At 45.1% G+C, this 21,224-nt stretch carries 20 protein-coding genes and 1 riboswitch; of the genes, 12 read left to right on the forward strand and 8 right to left on the reverse strand.

Annotation, left to right across the window (positions count from 1 at the left end):
- Positions 1–27 precede the first annotated feature (27 nt).
- The 3 genes from DP120_RS12005 to parC all read left to right on the forward strand — a co-directional run bounded on the left by DP120_RS12005 (position 28) and on the right by parC (position 4,954).
- Positions 28–435 carry a CoA-binding protein gene (locus DP120_RS12005; RefSeq protein ID WP_112223912.1) on the forward strand — a complete coding sequence of 136 codons (408 nt, stop codon included), beginning with the start codon at positions 28–30 and terminating at the stop codon, positions 433–435.
- A 119-nt stretch (positions 436–554) separates the two neighbouring features.
- Positions 555–2,531: a DNA topoisomerase IV subunit B gene (gene parE / locus DP120_RS12010; RefSeq protein WP_112223913.1), complete on the forward strand. Its 1,977-nt coding sequence runs from the start codon at positions 555–557 to the stop codon at positions 2,529–2,531.
- Positions 2,528–4,954 carry a DNA topoisomerase IV subunit A gene (gene parC / locus DP120_RS12015; protein WP_112223914.1) on the forward strand — a complete coding sequence of 809 codons (2,427 nt, stop codon included), beginning with the start codon at positions 2,528–2,530 and terminating at the stop codon, positions 4,952–4,954. Before parE ends, parC begins: the two co-directional genes overlap by 4 nt.
- Positions 4,955–5,193: 239 nt before the next feature.
- On the opposite strand, the gene DP120_RS12020 is transcribed toward parC, so the two are convergent.
- From DP120_RS12020 to DP120_RS12045, 6 genes are all read right to left on the reverse strand, one after another.
- Positions 5,194–5,922, reverse strand: coding sequence for an aspartate/glutamate racemase family protein (locus DP120_RS12020; RefSeq protein ID WP_112223915.1), 729 nt, complete (start codon positions 5,920–5,922; stop codon positions 5,194–5,196).
- Between the two features lie 231 nt (positions 5,923–6,153).
- Positions 6,154–7,443, reverse strand: a complete 1,290-nt coding sequence (locus DP120_RS12025; protein WP_112223916.1) for an NAD(P)-binding domain-containing protein — start codon at positions 7,441–7,443, stop codon at positions 6,154–6,156.
- Between the two features lie 57 nt (positions 7,444–7,500).
- Complete coding sequence (locus DP120_RS12030) at positions 7,501–7,821, reverse strand: ArsR/SmtB family transcription factor (protein WP_112223917.1); 321 nt, start codon at positions 7,819–7,821, stop codon at positions 7,501–7,503.
- Between the two features lie 218 nt (positions 7,822–8,039).
- Entirely contained in the window at positions 8,040–8,516 is a 477-nt protein-coding gene (locus DP120_RS12035; RefSeq protein ID WP_112223918.1) for a DUF948 domain-containing protein, read from the reverse strand.
- 92 nt (positions 8,517–8,608) lie between these two features.
- On the reverse strand, positions 8,609–9,700 hold the full coding sequence (locus tag DP120_RS12040) for an FAD-dependent oxidoreductase (protein ID WP_112223919.1): 1,092 nt from the start codon (positions 9,698–9,700) through the stop codon (positions 8,609–8,611).
- A gap of 15 nt (positions 9,701–9,715) precedes the next feature.
- Positions 9,716–10,297: a CDP-alcohol phosphatidyltransferase family protein gene (locus DP120_RS12045; RefSeq protein ID WP_112223920.1), complete on the reverse strand. Its 582-nt coding sequence runs from the start codon at positions 10,295–10,297 to the stop codon at positions 9,716–9,718.
- A 178-nt stretch (positions 10,298–10,475) separates the two neighbouring features.
- Here DP120_RS12045 and DP120_RS12050 point away from each other — a divergent pair, with 178 nt between their 5' ends.
- The 7 genes from DP120_RS12050 to DP120_RS12080 all read left to right on the forward strand — a co-directional run bounded on the left by DP120_RS12050 (position 10,476) and on the right by DP120_RS12080 (position 18,599).
- Positions 10,476–12,368 (forward strand): FAD-dependent oxidoreductase, encoded by a 1,893-nt coding sequence (locus tag DP120_RS12050; RefSeq protein WP_240612014.1) that lies wholly within the window; start codon positions 10,476–10,478, stop codon positions 12,366–12,368.
- Complete coding sequence (locus tag DP120_RS12055; protein WP_165843786.1) at positions 12,365–13,027, forward strand: TVP38/TMEM64 family protein; 663 nt, start codon at positions 12,365–12,367, stop codon at positions 13,025–13,027. The genes DP120_RS12050 and DP120_RS12055 overlap by 4 nt, the downstream gene beginning before the upstream one ends.
- A gap of 32 nt (positions 13,028–13,059) precedes the next feature.
- Positions 13,060–14,307, forward strand: coding sequence for an ABC transporter substrate-binding protein (locus DP120_RS12060; RefSeq protein ID WP_112223922.1), 1,248 nt, complete (start codon positions 13,060–13,062; stop codon positions 14,305–14,307).
- Between the two features lie 70 nt (positions 14,308–14,377).
- Positions 14,378–15,175 (forward strand): ABC transporter permease, encoded by a 798-nt coding sequence (locus tag DP120_RS12065; protein ID WP_233785903.1) that lies wholly within the window; start codon positions 14,378–14,380, stop codon positions 15,173–15,175.
- Entirely contained in the window at positions 15,175–16,005 is an 831-nt protein-coding gene (locus DP120_RS12070) for an ABC transporter permease (protein ID WP_112223924.1), read from the forward strand. Before DP120_RS12065 ends, DP120_RS12070 begins: the two co-directional genes overlap by 1 nt.
- The gene (locus DP120_RS12075) at positions 16,002–17,078 is read left to right on the forward strand and encodes an ABC transporter ATP-binding protein (RefSeq protein WP_112223925.1); all 1,077 of its coding nucleotides are present in this window, start codon (positions 16,002–16,004) and stop codon (positions 17,076–17,078) included. The genes DP120_RS12070 and DP120_RS12075 overlap by 4 nt, the downstream gene beginning before the upstream one ends.
- A gap of 207 nt (positions 17,079–17,285) precedes the next feature.
- Positions 17,286–18,599 (forward strand): M48 family metallopeptidase, encoded by a 1,314-nt coding sequence (locus tag DP120_RS12080; protein ID WP_112223926.1) that lies wholly within the window; start codon positions 17,286–17,288, stop codon positions 18,597–18,599.
- Positions 18,600–18,661: 62 nt separating this feature from the next.
- Here the strand turns inward: DP120_RS12080 and DP120_RS12085 are convergent, their stop codons facing one another.
- Together DP120_RS12085 and DP120_RS12090 are read right to left on the reverse strand one after the other, a co-directional pair.
- Positions 18,662–18,976 (reverse strand): DMT family transporter, encoded by a 315-nt coding sequence (locus tag DP120_RS12085; protein WP_112223927.1) that lies wholly within the window; start codon positions 18,974–18,976, stop codon positions 18,662–18,664.
- Positions 18,976–19,317, reverse strand: coding sequence for a DMT family transporter (locus DP120_RS12090; protein ID WP_112223928.1), 342 nt, complete (start codon positions 19,315–19,317; stop codon positions 18,976–18,978). Before DP120_RS12090 ends, DP120_RS12085 begins: the two co-directional genes overlap by 1 nt.
- Before the next feature lie 52 nt (positions 19,318–19,369).
- A riboswitch (guanidine-I (ykkC/yxkD leader) is annotated at positions 19,370–19,466 on the reverse strand.
- A 182-nt stretch (positions 19,467–19,648) separates the two neighbouring features.
- On the opposite strand from DP120_RS12090, the gene DP120_RS12095 reads away from it, so the two are divergent.
- Positions 19,649–20,083, forward strand: coding sequence for a MarR family winged helix-turn-helix transcriptional regulator (locus tag DP120_RS12095; protein WP_112223929.1), 435 nt, complete (start codon positions 19,649–19,651; stop codon positions 20,081–20,083).
- Between the two features lie 65 nt (positions 20,084–20,148).
- Positions 20,149–21,132 carry a ring-cleaving dioxygenase gene (locus DP120_RS12100; protein WP_112223930.1) on the forward strand — a complete coding sequence of 328 codons (984 nt, stop codon included), beginning with the start codon at positions 20,149–20,151 and terminating at the stop codon, positions 21,130–21,132.
- The last annotated feature ends 92 nt before the right edge of the window (positions 21,133–21,224 follow it).

Raw genomic sequence — 21,224 nt, forward strand, 5'->3', positions numbered from 1 at the left:
ATAGAATAAAAAGGACAGGTGATCCCAATGAACAATCCAAGCAGAGAAGAAATCAAGGAAGTTTTGGACAATGCCAAAACCATCGCTGTTGTCGGTCTCAGTCCGAACACGAACAGAACATCCTATATGGTTTCCGAGGCGATGCAAAAAGCTGGATACCGGATCATTCCGGTCAACCCTGTTGCTGATGAAGTATTGGGTGAAAAAAGCTACGCTTCATTGAAAGAGATTCCGGAGCCGGTTGATATCGTCAATGTCTTCAGGCGTAGTGAGTTTTTAACAGACCTGGCAGAAGAGTTTATTGAAATCGATTGCCCCGTTTTCTGGACGCAATTGAACGTCGTGGATGATAATGTATTCAAAAGCCTGACTGAACAGGGATACACGGTCATTATGGACCGCTGCATCAAAGTCGAACACGCCATCCTTAAATAAGCAAGATAGAGGAAAAGGGCGCCTGGCGCTCTTTTTCTATGGTTATTGACAGATGCCGGAGTTATCGATACGATTAAAAGATAGAGACATGCGAACAGATGTTTGTTGGAGGGAATTAGATGGCAAAAACGAAGAATACGGCATACAACGAAGAAGCGATCCAGGTACTTGAAGGCTTAGATGCCGTAAGAAAGCGCCCTGGTATGTATATCGGTTCAACGGATACACGGGGCCTTCATCATTTGGTCTATGAAATAGTTGATAACTCGGTTGATGAAGCATTGGCTGGATTTGGTGACAAAATCAGCGTGACCATACACGAAGATAACAGCATCAGCGTCCGTGATTACGGCCGCGGTATGCCGACTGGCATGCACCGCAGCGGAAAACCGACGCCTGAGGTTATTTTGACTGTTCTCCATGCCGGCGGGAAATTCGGGCAGGGAGGCTATAAAACCAGTGGAGGACTGCACGGTGTTGGTGCTTCAGTTGTCAACGCCCTGTCAGAATACCTGGAAGTTACCATTCACCGAGACGGCAAGAAATACCGTCAGCTTTTCGAAAATGGCGGCAAGCCCGCCACTACACTGGAAGAAATCGGCACGACAAAGGAGAGCGGCACAAATCTCCATTTCCGTCCGGATCCGGCTATTTTTTCTGCTACAAAATACAATTACGAAACGTTGAGTGAACGTTTACGTGAATCTGCGTTTTTATTAAAAGGATTAAAAATTGAACTTACCGATAAACGTGCTGAAGAAGAGCGTTTTGAGGAATTCTTTTACGAAACTGGGATCGAAGCCTTTGTTGAATACTTGAACGAAGAAAAAGATACACTGCATAAAGTGGCTTATATCGAAGGCAAGCAAGATGAATTGGAAGTCGAATTTTCGTTCCAGTTCAATGATGGTTACTCGGAAACCATCCTGTCATTTGTCAATAACGTCCGCACCCGGGACGGCGGCACACATGAAACAGGGGCAAAAGCTGCGATGACCCGCGTTTTCAATGATTATGCGCGGAAAATCAATCTATTGAAAGATAAAGATAAAAATCTCGAAGGTTCCGATATCCGTGAAGGGATAGCGGCGATTGTTTCTGTCCGGATTCCGGAGGCTTTGCTGCAATTCGAGGGCCAGACAAAAAGTAAACTTGGTACAAGCGAAGCACGCAGCATTGTAGATTCAGTCGTATCGCAGAAATTGATGTACTTCCTGGAAGAAAACGCAGACCTCAGCGCATCATTGGTCCGAAAAGCGATTCGTGCATCACAAGCCCGTTTAGCCGCCCGGAAAGCTCGTGAAGATGCGCGGAACGGCAAAAAACGCAAGAAATCTGACATGCTGTTGTCCGGTAAATTGACGCCTGCACAATCACGCAATGCTGCTAAGAACGAGCTGTATCTGGTGGAGGGTGACTCTGCCGGCGGTTCAGCCAAACAAGGGCGCGACCGCACATTCCAGGCCATATTGCCTCTTCGGGGTAAAGTGGTCAACACAGAAAAAGCGAAACTAGAGGAAATTATGAAAAACGAAGAAATCTCGACGATCATCCATGCAATTGGCGGGGGAGTCTCTTCTGATTTTTCAATTGACGATATTGCTTATAACAAAGTCATCATAATGACCGATGCCGATACGGATGGTGCGCATATTCAGGTTCTTTTGCTGACATTCTTCTACCGCTACATGAAACCGCTCATTGAAGCAGGCAAAGTGTTTATTGCCTTGCCGCCGCTCTATAAAGTTTCTAAGGGCATCGGTAAAAAAGAAGTTGTCGATTATGCCTGGACGGAAGCTGATCTGGAGGCATCGACGAAAAAAGTTGGCAAAGGCTATATGCTGCAACGCTATAAAGGTCTCGGCGAGATGAATGCCGATCAATTATGGGAAACGACAATGAACCCGGAAACACGGACATTAATCCGTGTAACCATTGAAGACGGGGCTCGTGCCGAACGCCGCATTACCACGTTGATGGGTGATAAAGTCGAACCAAGAAGAAAGTGGATCGAGAATAATGTCGACTTCGGTTTGGAAGAAGACAGCAATATTCTGGAGAACGACCTGATCCACGCTGAGGAGGAACTCGTATGACGCAAATCGAACGTTTTCAGGATCTGCCATTAGAAGAAGTCATCGGCGATCGGTTTGGGCGTTACAGTAAATACATCATTCAGGACCGTGCATTGCCGGATGCCCGTGATGGGTTAAAACCCGTACAGCGCCGAATTCTTTACGCGATGTACCACGAAGGCAACACCAATGAAAAAGCTTTCCGTAAATCCGCTAAAACTGTCGGAAACGTTATCGGAAATTATCATCCGCATGGTGACAGCTCTGTATACGAAGCCATGGTACGTTTGAGCCAGGACTGGAAAATACGGCATATGCTTGTTGAAATGCACGGCAATAACGGTTCCATGGACGGTGATTCACCAGCCGCTATGCGTTATACAGAAGCCCGCCTATCCGCAATTTCGGGCGAATTGCTGCGTGATATCGATAAGCGGACAGTTGATTTCATTCCGAACTTCGATGATTCGGATATGGAACCCACTGTTCTGCCAGCCCGTTTCCCGAATTTATTGGTGAACGGCTCTACCGGTATCTCTGCTGGATATGCTACCGACATTCCGCCACATGCCCTGCATGAAGTGCTGGACGCAGTATTAATGCGGATGGACAATCCAGACGCGACAGTCGATGAATTGATGAAAGTCATCAAAGGTCCGGATTTCCCGACAGGCGGAATTATCCAGGGTGTTGACGGAATCAAAAAAGCTTATGAAACCGGTAAAGGAAAAATTATCGTCCGTTCAAAAGCTGACATTGAACCGTTGAAAGGCGGAAAAGAACAGATTGTCATCACTGAAATTCCGTTCGAAGTCAATAAAGCGACGATGATTAAAAAAATCGATGACCAGCGCTTCGACCGTAAACTTGATGGAATTTCGGAGGTCCGGGATGAATCCGACAGAAGCGGCTTGCGCATTGTCATAGAACTGAAGAAAGACGTCCAGGCAGCAGGCATCCTAAACTATCTTTATAAAAATACGGATCTGCAGGTGAGCTATAACTTCAATATGGTCGCCATCTACAAACGCCGTCCGACGATGATGACTTTGCAGACATTGCTGGATGCCTATATTGCGCACCAAAAAGAAATTGTAACGAAACGCTCTGAATTCGATCTGCATAAAGCAAAAGACCGCATGCATATTGTTGAAGGTTTGATGAAGGCTTTGTCCATACTGGATAAAGTCATCAAAACAATCCGGGCTTCAAAAGATAAGCGGGATGCCAAAAACAATTTGATCGAGTCCTTCTCGTTTTCTGAAGCACAGGCTGAAGCCATCGTTTCCTTACAGCTTTACAGATTAACCAATACCGATATTACGGAGCTTCAAAAAGAAGAAGCTTCTCTAAAAAAACTGATCGAAGAATTGACAGGCATTTTGACAAGCGCCACCAAATTGAAAAATGTCATCAAAAAAGAGCTTGCCGGCGTGCGTAAACAATTTGCTGAACCACGCAGGTCAGTGATTGAAGAGAAAATCGAAGAAATCACGATTACACGTGAAGTGATGATTCCAAGTGAAGAAGTAGTCGTAACTGTTACAAAAGAGGGCTATGTGAAACGCACGAGCACAAGGTCACATGCTGCTTCCAATGGACGCGATTTCGCAATGAAGGAATCCGATCATCTGTTGTTTGAAGGAAACCTCAATACGCAGCACACCATTTTGATCTTCACAACAAAAGGCAATTTCGTCTATCAGCCGATCAATGAATTGCCGGATATCAAATGGAAGGACCTTGGACAGCATTTGTCCAGTATCGTCCAGCTGGAATCTGACGAATCGATTCTTGCGGTTTATCCTTTTGAAAACTTTGATGCAGATGCCAGCATACTAACCGTTTCCCAATATGGCCAAGTCAAGCGTTCAGCGCTTAAGGATTATCAGGTGCAGCGATATTCGCGGGCAATCAAAACGATGAATCTGAAAAAAGATGATTCGATGATTTTTGCAGGACTGGTTACAAAGGAAACCGAATTGTTCATTGGTACAAACCATGCTTATGGTGTACGTTTTCCGATTGAAGAAATTCCTTTGACCGGCTTGCGGACAGCTGGAGTAAAAGGTGTTAACTTGAAAGATAAAGATTTCGCTGTATCAGCGGTCTTGCTCGACGCTGAAATTAAACAGGATCTTATCCTCGTAACACAGCGAGGGGCAGCCAAGAAAATGCGTATAACCGAATTTGAAACAGGCAGCCGAGCCAAGCGAGGGGTAGTCATGCTGCGTGAGCTGAAGTCAAATCCGCATCGCGTCATCTCGGTTCATGGGGTAACAGGCGGTGAGGAGATCATCCTGGAAACAGCGAAAAATATTCGTTTGACTCTTCCAGCTGCTAACCTTAAACCTGTAGACCGTTATTCAAATGGTTCATTTGTGCTTGATGAATCTTCTGATGGCAAAGTGCTGGATGTTTACCTGAAACAAGTGAAAGAGTAGTCTCTAATACCTCCCGGCTGGGGGGTATTTTTTTACCGTTTTTTTGTTTAATTTATAATACATAAGCAAGTTCTTATGTATATATATTATTATTATGTAAACTATTAATCGCTTCCTTTAATGGGGAGGTTTAACTATTATGTATTGTTTCGTTGCAAAATAAATAACCAGTCACCGATGAGATACCGGCAACTGGCAGCTTGGCAAAATATGATAAAGATAACTGCGGGCAATATTCTTTACATGAAGCCTTGAATATCCAATTTCACCAGACTCCGATGAACAAATTCAATCATGGTAATATAATCGAAAACCGGCAGCTGGACCGCATTTTGCACGGCTTTGGCATATGGAGCGAGGGAACTGCATTCCAGTAAAATTGTGGAGACGGTTGGTTCCCGAAGTACCAGTTCACGTGCTGCTTCCACTGTTTCTTTTTCCACTTGTTCACTGTTAAGGGTTCCTGCCTCATCCAGAATTGCCTGTGAGAAATGCAATTTATTTTCCATACCGATGATTTCAACTCTTTCCGCCGAGGCACCGGCGGCAATTAACAAAGAATCATCGAGCTGATCAGATTCAGCGGTGATTATCCCCACTTTATTTTGCCTGCTGATGATTTTTTCGATAAAAGTCACTTGCAAAAGACTTGAAGTGAACACAGGAATGCGTAAAGCCATGGCTATTTCGGCTTGGTAGGGAATCATAAAACCGCAGTCTGCAGTTACCGCTTTTACTCCCGCTCTTTCTAATTGCCGTCCAGCTTCAATGAGTTGAGGGAGAGCTTTTTCTTTTTGCTCCTGTAATTTCCGATAAGTTAATCCATCAATCTTCTGATAACGGACAGGAAAAGGGAAGGTGGATGCATTTCCCACATCCCCAGGGATAAAAGGGACAAATGTGTCAAGCAATAATATGCCGATCGACTCTCCGTAATTGGCTTGGCCGTCATGGGCTTTGTATATCAAAAGAGTCCTCCCCTTTCTCAAACCGCTTCTCTGCATTCGGAAGATTCGGAGTCAGGATGTTGGGCACTGCTGATCAGTTAGGACCTTCTCTCTGCAGCTAATATTATTGTTTCTTATGTTTGTTCTTTTACACATAAATCGCAGCTGTTAAACAACTATATAAGTTGAACTGCAGTTTTAAGCATTCGATATTTTGTAAAGCAGCTCTCGCTTAAGAGCTCCTTCTAACCTTCAACAACATGCTTTGCCGGAATTAGCTGCAAGTTGTTGCAGCTTGATAGGGCGAGAGCTGCATACGCCTGTTTCAGGCAATGATAATTCCACTTTTTTCGATGCCTCAAGATCCCCAGTCAGATAAGCCACAACTGAACGGATCTGTTCATAGCCGGTGGCAAGCAGAAAAGTGGGTGCCCGCCCATAGCTTTTCGCTCCGACAATGTAAAAATCCTTTTCAGGCTGGCGCAATTCCTCTTCGCCATGTGGCCGTACTGTTCCGCAGCTGTGAACATTCGGGTCGATGAGTGGAGCCAGCGCAGGGACACTTTCAAGCGATGGATCTGACTGGTAGCGAATTTCACGGAGAAAAGAGAAATCCGGACGGGATCCTGTATTGGCAATCACTTCATCATAGGGACCAAGGGTTTTACTTTTATCTTTCTGGCTGGTTGTAAGCAGCATCCGATTATTTTCATCTCGCTCAATTTGCCGGATGAAACATTCTTCTTCTACTCTAAGCATGCCGGCATCCACACTTTCTTTCATTCTATTGCCGAGTTCTCCTCTGGCTGCCAGCTGGTCTGTGTGGCCGCCGCCAAATAAGGATTGCTGTACTTTTCCTCGTACGAGCCAAGTGATTTCTGTTTCGGGTGAAGATTTTTGAAGTTCGAGCAAGTCCAGTATCGTATTGAATGCGGAATGGCCGCTCCCGGCTACTGCAATATTCTTACCTGAAAAAGTGGCGCGATCCTTATTTAAGATGTCAGGGAGCCGGGAATGGAATGTATATTCTTTTTGCTGCATGCCACCGGAAACCAAGGGATTCGGGTTTTGCCATGTACCAGTAGCATCTATGACAGCTCCCGCTTCGTATTCTTTGTATAGGCCTTCATTTTCGACAATCAACAGGAATGGCTTGTTTTCGCGGTTATAGTCTTTCATCTTATCCAATCCGCTTCGGGAGATATGGATGACCTTACTGTTCAGGTGTACATAAGGTGCGATTTCAGGAAGTTCACCAAGTGGCTTAAGGTAATCAGCCACTATTTCGGCAGCTAAAGGAAGAAGTTCTTCATCGGGCAGTTTTTTGCCATGCATTTCGAGAAGTTTTTTCGCTGCTGAATCCATATTATAACGCCATGTTGAAAACAGACGGACATGTTCATAGTCCAGAAAATTTGTCCCCAACGCTGTACCGGCTTCAAACAATATAAAAGGCCTTCTTTTTAAAGACAGCTGGGCCGCTGCAGCCAACCCGACCGGGCCACCACCGATGATTGCTACCGGTAAAAGTTCTTTTTTCATGATACTCACTCCTTAATCAATTTTTTTTGATTAATAAACTAAAAACTGATCCATCCTTTAACAGGATGGAGTAATTACGTTACAGATTTGGTTGGAGATCAATCGGTCCATTTCACGCTGGTTGATTGAATAGAAGCTCCAGGTTCCTCGTGCTTCTTTATCCAGTAAGCCGGCATTCAATAAAATCTTTAGGTGATACGATAATTTTGACTGGGGAAGATCCATTTCTTCCGTCAGATCACAGACACAGGCAGAACTTTTCAGGCAAATTTTATTTAGTATTTCGAGGCGTTTTGGATCGGCCAATGCCTTGTATTTCAGGGCCAATTCTTCCAATTCGTCTTTTTTATTTTTGGTTGACTCGGATACAGCTGCCATAACCACTACGTCCTTTCTGATAAATCAAATTTATTTGATGAATTAATTGTATGTCATCTTTCTAAGGTTGGCAACTAATAAATCAATATTATTTGATTAATGGTCACAGTATGTAGAGGCAGATTAAAAGACGGTAGAGCAAGGGAGGGACAGGAGATTCTACCCTTGAATTTCGGCATGAAAAAAGCAGCCGTAAAAGGCTGCCTTGCTTTAATGTCTTAACGTACTTTCCCGAAATACAGTGTATCGTAGTTTTCATTTTCTGCATCAGGATTGATGGTCTGCAGATTTTGCGGCAAATGGATGATGCTGTCAGCTGTATTGGTTAGGCGTTTCACCTGACGTTTGTTCTGCGGATCGTTTTCTGACCGGGTAATGATTCTGTCGGTAATTGCCCGCACAGCCGCGTTCATATCGACAACTGAATTCATGGTTCCTTTTGCTGCGTCCACCAGGACGCTAACTTTTTCGGATTTCACTGCAATTTCCTCTTGCAGTTCAGTAGCCGTATGGGTAAGGGTGGTAACTTCCAAATTCAAACCATCGACGCGTTCTTTCAGATTATCAGCTGATCCTTTAATCTTCTTCATCGGTTCTTTCATACCTTTGATGAACAATACCACGCCGATTATTGCAATAATCAATCCCAGCACTAGGATACCAAGTGCAATCCACCACCATATTGTTGAGTCCATTCTGTTTCCTCCTCCATTATGTTCGCGTATTGCTCTTTCTATACCCCTAATTCTATGCAAATTAACATAAACAGCATGAGGTATTTGCCAAATTATTCATAAATACTTTTATATTGCTTCATGAATTTCCGGTCAATGCACTGTTTGAGCCGCCAAGGGAGTTTGCCGTGCATCGAAAACCGTCCATAAGTCAAAAAAGCTTCTCCACCGCCTGTAGAAAGAATGGAAATATACCGTTTTTGGGGAGTAAAAGATTTCAGCTCCCCGGCATCCAATCGGTTCCTCAAGTTTTCCCAAAGGACCGGTCCTTGTCTGACCGCGTAAACGCCATTTTTGGGTATGGATGGGTAGTGCTCGATTGCAATGCAGTCTCCGGCACCGAAAATTTCAGGATGCATCACACTTTGCAAATACTTATTAACAAGAAGAAAGCCGCTGCCATCCGTCTTGATACCGGAATCCTGGAAGAGGCTGAAACTTTTTGGGCCTGTGAGCCAGAGCACTTCGGATTGCGGAAACGATTGCCCGGAACTTGTGGTAACAGCATCAGTTGAAATTTCCTCAACGGATTCACCGGTGAAAAAAAGCAACCCTTTTTCGCTGGCGATCGATTCGATGCTGTTTGCAATCCTGTTATGTAACCCAGAGAGGAGGGGGGATGAACTTATTAGAGTTAAATTTAATGGAAGCTGATGCTGTTTCCTCCAGGCATGAATGGAAAATGCCAGTTCAACACCTGATGCGCCGCCGCCCACGACCACCGGATTCGGAGTCTCCCGGATCCGTTTTAACTGTTCTGGGAAAAGATAATTCGGTTTAATGGAAGAAATCTGTGGTTTCATTTCTTGTGGTATTCCTGTAGTGGAACCAATATCAAACGATAGCAAATCATAATCATAAACAGATCCATCAGCACAGGTAAGCCGTCTATTTTTTGCGTCCACCGCAATAACTTGACCGGTTATAAAGTCCGCTCCGATATTTTTACAGAGCCGTTTCAAGTCAATCCGGATATCTTCCAGATCATAGTTATCCTCTGTAAACCCAGAAAACATTCCGGAATAATATTGATATTCGGAAGGGGAGATCAACACGGCACGGCAGTCTGAAGGCAGATCAGCAGCAATCTGGGAGAGACAATGCAGGTGTGCATGTCCGCCTCCAACCAAAATGAGCGTCCTCATACTATCGCCTCCAAGTTATTTCAATATCTTTCTGGCTTCAGCCATTCGCTGATAAATAGTGATGACTTGCATCGCCAAAAAAATCAAAGTAATGGCAGTTAAATATGTTGAAAAAGCAATCATTAGGGTAAAGAGAATAAAACCTTCTGTTCTTTCAGCCAATCCTGCTTGGTAATAGAAAGATTTCATCCCTTGTTTATCCGACAAGGCACCAACAGTCAGAAATACGGTCATGGCAATTATGATGGAGACACTTAACAGCAGCAGCGCCCACATCGATTCCGGGAAACGGAAAGCCAGCCCCAGAATAACGCTGATTTCAACCATCCTGTCGAAGCTGATGTCCAGTAAAGTGCCCCATGATGAAGGCTTTGTTTTCCGTGCCATCGTTCCGTCAACCACATCAAGATAGCCGGAAAACCAAAGAGCGAATATCGCCCAGAAAGGATGATCCAGATAGATGAAAACACCGGAAGAAAGGCCGGTCACAAAAGCGATCTTCGTTACGGCATCAGCCGTCAAACCGAGTCGCAGTAAAAAATCTGCGGTCTTTTCGATAACAGGCTGAACATGTTTTCGCGCATGTGTATCAAGCATAAAATCACCTTTTCGTTTTCAAGTTGTCCTCAGTATAGTATATCTTTGTTTGCCAATCCCACAATTATACTCTGAAAAAGTGAATCCCTTAAAGCTATAGGTATTGTGCCCAAGTGTAAATAAGCGAATTTTTTTAATTTTTATGTATAAACTAGAAGCAACTTACTGATGAAAGGAATTGGTAGAATTGGTAAAAAAATACGACATTGCCGTAATCGGAGCAGGAGCAGCTGGACTGACTGCAGCATTTACAGCCGCCGGATTTTCGAAAAAAGTGGTTTTAATTGATAAAAGCCTGCCGGGCGGGGAGTGTACGTGGTCAGGCTGTATTCCAAGCAAGTCTTTGATTAATATTGCTGAAGAAGTTCATCATGCAAAAAAATACACCCCAAATCTTCAGGTCGATACGTCAGTTGTACTGAAAGATATTCAGGATGTCATCCAAAAAGTATATGCGGGTGAATCCCCTGAAGTTTTACAGGAGTCCGGCATCGACTTCGTCAATGGCTACGCAAAATTCGTAGAACCGCATGCCGTGGAAGTTGAAGGCGAACGTATTGAAGCTAAAAAAATCATCCTTTCCACCGGATCTTCTCCACTCGTTCCTCCGATTGACGGATTGGAGAAAACATCTTATTTAACGAATGAAACCATTTTCGACCTGAAATCTTTTCCAAAAACGATGACAATCCTCGGCGGCGGTGCAATCGGCGTTGAGCTGAGTCAGGCATTGAACCGACTCGGCGTAAAAGTGACGCTTGTGGAAAAATTCGAGCGGATCCTGCCAAAAGATGAGAAAGACCAAGTTCTCATGATTCAACAGCGTCTGCTCGATGAAGGCGTAGTGATCCATACGTCTGCCACTGCGGTAAAAGCGGCACCGCAGGGAGACAAAATCGATTTGGTCATTGAAAAAGATGGCAAAGAGACGACACTTACCAATGATGCCCTCCTGGTTGCTCTCGGACGCAAAGCGAATGTGGAAGGCTATGACCTTGAAAAAGCAGGCGTGAAATATGATTCGAAGAGTATTCATGTAGATGATCATTTAGAAACAACTGCTAAAGGCGTTTATGCTATCGGTGATGTTGTCGGTCCTTATCAATTGTCGCATATGGCAAACTACCAGGGCATAACGGCGACACAGAACGCCATTCTGCCAATCAATAAAAAAATCGATTATGAACATGTAACTTGGTGCACTTATACGGATCCGGAACTTGGCAGATCCGGCTTATCGGAAGAGGAAGCCCGCCAGAAATACGGTGATGAGATCCGCGTTTATGAACATGAATATGCTGATATCGACCGTGCCAATACAAAAAAAGGCAGTATCGGTACCGTGAAAATGATTCTTGATAAAAAAGGCTATATCCTGGGAGCGAGCATTCTTGGTGACCGTGCCGGAGAAATAATCAGCCAGATTCAGACCATCAAATCCCTCCACATAAATATGGGGAAACTATCCGGTGTCATCCATCCATATCCGACCTACAGCGAAGTCCTTGTGAAAATCGGCAAGAAGGTGTATGTAGACAATTTATTGAATCAACCGGTAGTCAAAACTTTCAATAAAGCCAGATCCGGTGAATTGCCTGCAGAAAAAATCGGAATATATGGAGCAGCGGCTGCTGCGGGAATCGGAATTGCCAATATGGCCATCAAGAACAATGTCAAACCTAAACTTGGAGTAGAGAATGGCCGGCTTAAAGAAGTTCCGATTACTCCAAATGCAGTTTCCTCTCAGACCAAATCAAAAGATAAATACGTTCCAGCTATGCCATATACGGGCAGTCGCCAACAAGCCAAAAAATGCCTGATTGGCATGCTCAAAGGTTATCGGGGTGTTGAGATTGTTCAGGAAGAGGAAAATTATCTGCATGCCATTGCTAAATCGAAGACGTTCAAGTTCAAGGATGACCTGGAATTCTATTTTAACGATGCGGCGCAGCAAATTGAGTTTCGTTCAGCTTCACGCGTTGGTACGTCTGATGCCGGAGTTAACCTTAAGCGTTATGAAGAGATGCGGAAAAGATATTTGAGCATTGCTTCACATAATCGCAGCCAGTGAGCAGAGCGACCATTTTTCTAGTCTTAAAATGGCTGCTGGTACTGGCAGTATTGGGTCTTGCCGTCTGGCTCGGACGTGCCGTATTTGATGTGAGCATAGACGACTTGCGCACTTGGATTGAATCTTACGGCATATGGGCGCCGGTGGTCTACATCATCTTCTACACGGTCAGGCCTTTGATCTTTTTCCCGGCATCGCTGTTATCGCTTGCCGGAGGTCTGGTTTTTGGTGTCTGGCTGGGTACTTTTTACACTATAATCGGTGCTGTCAGTGGAGCGATACTTTCATACGCAGTTGCCAGATGGCTCGGGAAAAAAATCATTAAGAAAGATTGGGACGGCAATGCAGCAAAGATCCAACAGCAAATGGAACAAAACGGTTTTTTATATGTTTTGATTTTCCGATTGATCCCCATCATCAATTTTGATTTGATCAGCTACCTGGCTGCTTTTGCCAAGGTCCGTTTCGGCTCATTCACATCAGCAACGCTGATCGGCATCATCCCGGGCACTTTCGCCTATAACTTTTTAGGGAGCAGTGCCGCCAGCGGCAATCCGAAAATGATCCTTTTGGCCAGCAGTGTGTTTATTCTGCTTACCATTCTTCCAGTCTATTTTCGTAAACGCTGGATAAACAAGCGGAAAGAAGATCTTGAATAAGAAATTTATAATGGACTTAGGAAGTGAACACAATGAAAATCAAAACTTTAACCGCGCCTGTGCTGCTGGCTTTTATGCTGGCGGCCTGTTCCGCGCAATCTGACAAGGATGCTGCACAGGGAGCAGGCGAACTTCTTGCATCCGACTGGCAGGAAATCACCGATACGGCCAAAGGGCAGGAAGTGAATATGTATATGTGGGGCGGCAATGACAATATCAACCGTTACCTGGATGAATGGGTGGCACCGCGCTTGAAAGAACTGCATGATATTGAGCTTACCCGTGTCCCGGTGAGCGATGCGCAGGATTTTATCAGCCAATTGCTGGATGAAAAATCAGCTGGCAAGACGGCTGGCAGCATGGACATCATCTGGATCAATGGCGAAAATTTTAAAGCCGCAAAAGACAACGGTTTGCTTTTTGGCGACTTTGCCGGTCAATTGCCCAATTTCAATGAGTACATAGATCAGGATGCTCCTGAAATCTCACATGATTTCGGGGAACCGGTTGAAGGGCTTGAAGCACCGTGGGGCAAAGCGCAATTTGTACTTGTCCGGGATGAAAACAAAGTGGAAAATCCTCCAGGCTCCATGGATGAACTGGCCGAATGGGTTCATGAAAACCCTGGGCAGTTTACGTATCCCGCCTTGCCTGACTTTACCGGCAGCGCTTTTATCCGACACGTCCTCTACGAAACAACAGGCGGTTACGAACAATACGAACAACCGGCTGCTGAAATCGACGACCTTGAATCCCGACTGGAACCGATGTGGGATTACTTGAATGACATTGAACCATATTTATGGCGTGAAGGGGAGACATACCCGGAAAGCCTGTCAAAACTCGATCAGCTTTATGCGAGCGGGGAAGTGGCGATGACGATGAGCTACGACCCGGCTCTTGCCGCCAGTGAAGTGCTGCAAGGGCGGTTTCCCGAGTCTACACGCACCTTCCTGTTAGACGCAGGAACGCTTGCCAATACGCATTTCCTTTCTATCCCGTTCAATTCGTCCGATAAAGCAGGAGCCATGGTGGCCATCAATGAAATGTTGTCACCGGAAGCACAGACTGCTAAATTGTCACCGGAAAATTGGGGCGATTTATCAGCGCTGGACCTGGAAAAATTATCACCAGAGCAACAACAGGCGATGAACGAGGTGGATCTTGGAGGAGCGACGCTTCCTTTGGAGGAATTGGAAAGCAATCGCTTGCCTGAACTGTCTTCGGATTATATAGAAATCATAGAAAAAGGGTGGATGGAAAATGTGGCAAAAGAGTAAGCCCTATCTTTTGCTGCTGCCAGCCACCGGCGCGATAGTCCTCCTTTTTTTCGGAGGGCTTTTTGACGGAATGCTGAAAAGCTTAGGATATTTTCCAGCAATCGGAGAACGACAATTGCATCTCACTGCGTATACTGAGTTATTAAGTTCTGACAGCTTTTGGGAATCACTCAGCCTCACTTTAAGGGTTGCAGCAATTTCTTCCTTATTAGCGGGAATATTAGGCGGCATGCTTGCTATAGCGCTATTCATGATGAACCAATCAACGAAAGCGAAGGAATCTCGGCTGTGGCAGCGGTTATTTCAGCTGCCGCTGACTATACCGCATCTGGTGGCCGGCTATGTAATCGTACTGTTATTCATGCAAAGCGGCCTCTTCTCCAAATTGCTGGCAACAGTCGGCATAATTGATCAAATCACTGATTTTCCGGTTCTCGTCAACGACCCATTCGGCTGGGGCATCATACTTGCTTATACGTGGAAAGAAGTCCCTTTTGTCTTGCTGATGGTTTATCCTGTGTTGGCGAGGATTCGGGATTCGTGGCGGGATGTATCCCGTGTCTACGGTGCAGGGAATTTAAGTTTTATACGCGAAATTGCCTTGCCGATTATGATGCCGTCATGGATCATAGCTGTCTTCATCGTTTTCGTCTTTACATTCTCAGCTTTTGAAATTCCATTTTTGCTTGGCGTCACTTATCCAAGTATGCTGCCGGTCTACTCTTTTCAGCTCTATACAAGCGGAACATTGGCTGACCGGCCGGAAGCTTTGGCTGTAAATATCATTCTGGCGTTGATGACCATTGTTCTCGGCCTGATCGCCTATTACTTCAGCAAGCGCTGGAATGTAACGAAGGGGTGGCAATGATGAAACAGGTGTTTTCGCCCCTGAAAATTATTCTCTCTCTTTTATTATTCTTATTCATCGGCATTCCTTTTATCGCTCTACTGCTGTCGAGCGTAGCCACCGGTTGGCAATGGCCCGTATTATTTCCTGAGTCATACAGTTTTCGAGCCTGGGAGTATGTGCTTTTCGGCAGTTCGAGGACATGGCAATCAATTGGCACCAGTTTACTGATTGCAGTGATTGTGACGGTTATCAATGTTCTGCTTGCGGTGCCGGCAGCCAACGCTTTGGTGCGCTTTCAATTCAAGGGGAAGTGGTTTGCGGAAGCTATTCTTTTTGCCCCTATCATCATTCCGCCATTTGTCGCTGTTATGGGAATCCATCTGACTTTCCTGAGGCTCGGCTTGACGGAAACAATTCTTGGCGTCGTGCTGGCGCATCTCTCACCGACACTTCCTTATATGGTGCGTGCTGTGATGATCAGTTACAACACTTTATCGGTGGACTGGGAAAACCAGGCGCGCATGCTGGGAGCGGGGCCGTTTCTTCGTTTCTATTACGTTGTTTTGCCGCATTTGCTGCCAGGAATCGCTGCTGGCGCAAGTTTGAGCATCCTTATTTCCTTAAGCCAATACCTGATAACTTTTATCATCGGTTCTGGCCAGGTCGTAACCTTGCCCATTCTTTTGTTTCCGTTTATCAGCGGCGGTGATCCCGCGGTTGCATCGGCCTATTCGCTGCTGTTCGCCGGTATGGCCATTCTGGCTTTATTGGCAATGGATGCAGTCTTAAAGAAATACTATCAAACAAAGAATCCGTCAGTTCTAAAGGTTAAGGGAGTGAAGAGATGAACGGTTTACGCATCGAACAAATCGAGAAAAAGTATATGACAGCTGAAACTGGCCAAAAAGAGTCTTTCGCCCTTGAACCGATTGATCTTGCTATTCATGAAGGTGAGTTTGTTTCACTGCTGGGACCTTCCGGCTGCGGCAAAACCACGCTTCTCAAACTTACGGCAGGTTTATTGCAGCCGGATGCAGGGAAAATTCGCTTCGGGAACATAGATATTACACTGATACCACCCGAATCGCGACGCTTTTCCATGGTATTCCAGGAGCCTTTGCTGTTTCCCCATATGACAATCGGTGATAATGTGTCATTCGGACTGAAAATGCAAAAAGTCGCCAAAAAAGAACGCCAATTCGAAGCGACCCGGATGCTGGAGATGGTAGGACTTGCAGGATATGAAGGCCGTTTCCCCGAGGAACTGAGCGGCGGCCAGCAACAGCGTGCAGCGCTGGCAAGGGCGCTTGTCGCCAAGCCGCGGGTTTTGCTGATGGATGAACCTTTCAGCGCGCTTGATCCGGGCCTTCGGGAAGACATGAGAGAACTGCTTAGCGGGATCCAAAGAGAACTGGAGGTGACAGTGCTGTTCGTTACCCATGACCGGGAAGAAGCTTTTGAAATATCCGATCGCATCGGGATCATGAGTGATGGCCGGTTACTCCAGGTAGGCACACCAACGGAATTATACGAGCAGCCTGCCAGTACAAAAGTCGCTTCTTTTCTGGGCTTGAAAAATATTATCAAGGGCAATATCAGAGCTGGTCATTTCGCATCTGAAGACAGCGGCATAGAATTCCACACGGGTAAACCGATAATTGACGGCAAACATTTTTTGATTTTGCGGCCGGAAGTATTGCGCCCTATAACTTCGAGCAGTAAGCCACAAAATGATTCAGTGCATCTAAAAGGCAAAGTCAGCAAATTAAAATTCAAACAAGGTTCTTATATAGCTCAGATACTAGCAGGGAACCAGCAGTTGGAATGCACCTTATCCCGCGAAGAGGCAGAAGAACTGGAACCGGCACAAGCAATCGAATTATATGTGAACCAAACCGATTTACAGTTTGTTGAGCATTGATCTATTCCACCAGCTTCCGCTTCTGTGAGGATCTGCACTACTAAATAAACCTGCGGTTACGATTTTACTCATGAGCAATATTCTTCCACTATATTGGAGGGATATTGCTTTTTTTGATGCTTTTTTGAATACATCAAATTTATAGTTTCTTTTTAGGCATATTGTGCTATTATATGTAAGATATTTCATGTTGAAGGGGAGAAAGGGATGAATCATACAGCTATTCAGTCAAACAGAGAGACAGCTTATTTCATCATCAGTTTAGTATTCAGTATTTCAGTCTATATCCTGGTTCTTGTATCAGTTATCGGAATTGCAATTGCATTGGGTGTTTTTGCTTTAATGCTATTCGCTAACGCCATGATGCTTGGTTCAATCCGCGGCAATGGCGTTCGCATACACGAAAGACAATTTCCGGATGTCTATGAAAGCGTGCAGTCACTCTCTAAACAAATTGGCTTGAAAAATGTTCCCGATGTTTTTGTCATTCAGTCAGAAGGGGCATTGAATGCTTTTGCCACCCGCTTTTTTGGCAGGGATATGGTGGTGTTGTATTCGGAGGTTTTTGAATTGGCACGGGAACAAGGTAAAGAGGAGCTTGATTTTATCATTGCGCATGAGCTGGCACACATCAAACGCCGCCATGTCTGGAAAAACATTCTGCTTATGCCGGCCGGGTTTATCCCGTTTTTAAGCCAGGCTTACAGCCGTTCATGTGAATATACCTGCGACCGCCATGCAGCTTATCTTATTCAAAATGCGCCGGCGGCAAAACGGGCCCTGACACTTCTGGGAATCGGCAAAAAAATGTATGTGGAAGTGAACGACGATGCCTACCGAGAACAGATCCGGACAGAATCAAACGGTTTTGTATGGCTGAGTGAAGTGCTTTCTTCTCATCCACGCCTGCCAAAACGCATACAGGCAATTCAGCAGTTTGAAGGCAGTGGGGAACGTCTCTATACACCGGACCATGGCAAGATCGTTTTTGGCATGATGCTGATCGGCGGAGCGGGAATGGCTGTATACTTTATCAGTATCTTGCTGTTGGCAGGCGGCACGCTGGTATTTTCCCAATTCGCCAACGAATTTCCGGACCCTTATTCCATAGAAGAAGATTCTTTCTATAGTGAAGATTATTCGTATGAAGGACAGACGGAATTGATGTCAGCTGCTTCGGCAGGCGATATCACTGCCATCGACCGTGCGCTTGCTGACGGGGAAGATCTCCTCGCTCGTGATTCTGAAGGATCAGATGCTTTAATGTATGCTGTGTATTCCGGACAGTCCGATATTGTTGCCCATCTCATTGACGCTGGGGCAGACGTCAATACGGCTGATGACTATGCTACAGCTTTGACCAATGCCATTATGTACGGAGACACTCAAACAGCGCTGATCCTGATGGAATATGGTGCCGATCCTTATCTGTCAGGAGCAGACGGTATGAATGCACTGGAATATGCAGGAGCGGCTACACCGGATGAGCTTTATGCAACATTGCAATCGGGAGAATATTAAAACACTATAAAAGGAAGGTTCCCTGGATATTCAGGAAACCTTCCTTTTAAAATATTTTAAGTTTATGAAACGAGTTTTAAACCGACGGCTGAACCGAGCACCATTGCGATAAATAAAATCCGTTTCCAATCTTTTGCTTCATTATAGAAAAGCATGCCAAGGATGGCACCGCCGGATGCACCGATTCCCGTCCAGACAGCATACGCCGTACTCATCGGCAGCGTTTCCATGGCAAAGGATAAAAATAGGAAACTTAAACCGAATCCCAACAGCAGCAGTAAAAAGGATTGCCACTTTCGATCATTATGCCATTTATTAATCATCGCCACACCGGCCATTTCGAATATCCCGGCGGCAAGCAGAGAAAGCCATGCCATTACGATTCAACTCCTTTTTCCGGATAGTCATCCGTAATCAGTTTCAGACCCACTACACCAGCCAGTAAAATTCCGATCAGCAGAAGTTTAGCCATTTGCAGCGGTTCTCCGAATAAGAGGATATCGGCAATCACTGTTCCTGCCGTCCCCATTCCAACAAAAACAGCGTACACCGTACCCACGGGCAGCTTCCGTCCGGCCATGATCATCAGATAGAAACTGATGATGATTGCAATCACTGTACCCGTCCATGGCCAAAAGCCTTCGGCGTGCTTTAATCCAATCACCCAGAAAACTTCAAAAAAAGCGGCAATATAGACTTTCACCCATTCAATATTCACTATAAAAACCTCCATCTCAAAATAAAAAAGCCGGGAGCAACTGTTAAACAGTTTCTCCCAGGCTTTTGTCCTTCCGTGTCACAGCAAGCTGTGCGTTTTCTCTCGGACCAGTCCAAGCAAAAGCTTGCGGAACCCTAGAAAACATTGTCTTCTATTTGATTACTTAAAATTATACACAAGAATTTTTGTCAGTGAAAGCAAAACTGCTTTTTTCTTATGACCACACAGGAGAGAGGTCAACCCAGGCCGTTCGGTTGACGTCTTAGAATCAGCATGATATGATTATCTTGAATTAAAGATATACGAATTATAAATAAAAGAGGTGAGGAGCATGGAAGTCGCAAACCGTAATTTAAAGGCTGTGACTGTTATTATCCGCGCGGCAGACGCCATACGGGAAGTTATCAAAAGCGACGCAGCAACGAACGGAATGAATCCAACGGAATTTTCTGTTCTCGAATTGCTGTATCATCAGGGCAGACAACCGATACAATCCATCGGTAAAAAAGTCTTGATCGCCAGCAGCAGCATCACCTATGTAATTGATAAACTGGAAACAAAAAAATATGTAAGGCGATCCGAATGCTCCAAAGACCGCCGCGTCACGTACGCTGAATTGACAGAAGAAGGACAGGCATTAATGGAACGGATCTGGCCTGAACATGAGGCAAAGGTGAACCGCTTGTTTGAAGAGCTGAACACTGATGAAACAGAGGCAATCATAAGCGACTTGAAAAAAGTGGGTTACCAGGCATTGAAAAGCTAAATTTTTTTAACTTGATATTGTCTGTAATTCGAGATACAAACCCAATTAGAAGGAGAGATTTTATAATGAATGAATTAAAAGGAATCCACCACGTTACGGCAATAACAAGCAGCGCAGAAAAAAATTATGAGTTTTTCACTTATGTATTGGGTATGCGGCTCGTGAAGAAAACAGTCAATCAGGACGATATCCAAACTTATCATCTGTTTTTTGCCGATGACAAAGGTTCAGCGGGAACCGATATGACATTTTTCGATTTCCCTGGCATTCCAAAAGGAACGCACGGTACAAACGAAATATACAAGACTGCTTTCCGTGTTCCTTCTGACGCAGCGTTGGATTACTGGGTGAAGCGTTTTGCCAAGTACGAAGTGAAACATTCAGGCATCAAGGAGTTATTCGGTAAGAAGACCCTATCGTTTGTCGATTTTGACGATCAGCAATATATGCTTGTGTCAGATGAACGGAACGAAGGAGTGGAGTCGGGTACGCCGTGGCAAAACGGTCCGGTGCCCCTGGAATTCGCAATCACCGGTTTAGGGCCGATCCATATCCGGATAGCGCAATTTGATTACTTGAAAGAAGTACTGGAAAAAGTGATGATGATGCGTGAAATCGCCAAAGAAGGATCCTTGCACTTATTTGAAATGGGCGAAGGCGGAAACGGCGCCCAGGTTATCGTCGAGTACAATGCAATTCTTCCTGCAGGACAACAAGGGTTTGGTACTGTTCACCATACAGCGTTCCGCGTCCATGATACTTCGGTACTGAATGAATGGATCGATCATATGCAGGCTGCCGGCTTTGGCACCTCCGGCTACGTAGACCGTTTCTTCTTCGAGTCACTGTATGCACGAGTAGCGCCGGGAATTCTTTTTGAATGGGCAACTGACGGCCCTGGATTCTTGGGAGATGAGCCTTATGAAACTTTAGGCGAAAAACTCAGTTTGCCGCCATTCCTGGAAACACAACGTGAGCGGATCGAAAAAATGGTGCGTCCAATAGACACAGTCCGCAGCACGCGCAATATCGAGAAGGAATATTTATAAGAGAAAAATTGACCCAAAAAGCTTACTTTCATCTTGAAGATGCCCACCCGGCATCTTCTTTTTAATTGGTTAATATTCTGTTTGCTCTATCA

It is taken from the genome of Planococcus halotolerans (genome assembly GCF_003289955.1).
Lineage (GTDB): Bacteria > Bacillota > Bacilli > Bacillales_A > Planococcaceae > Planococcus > Planococcus halotolerans.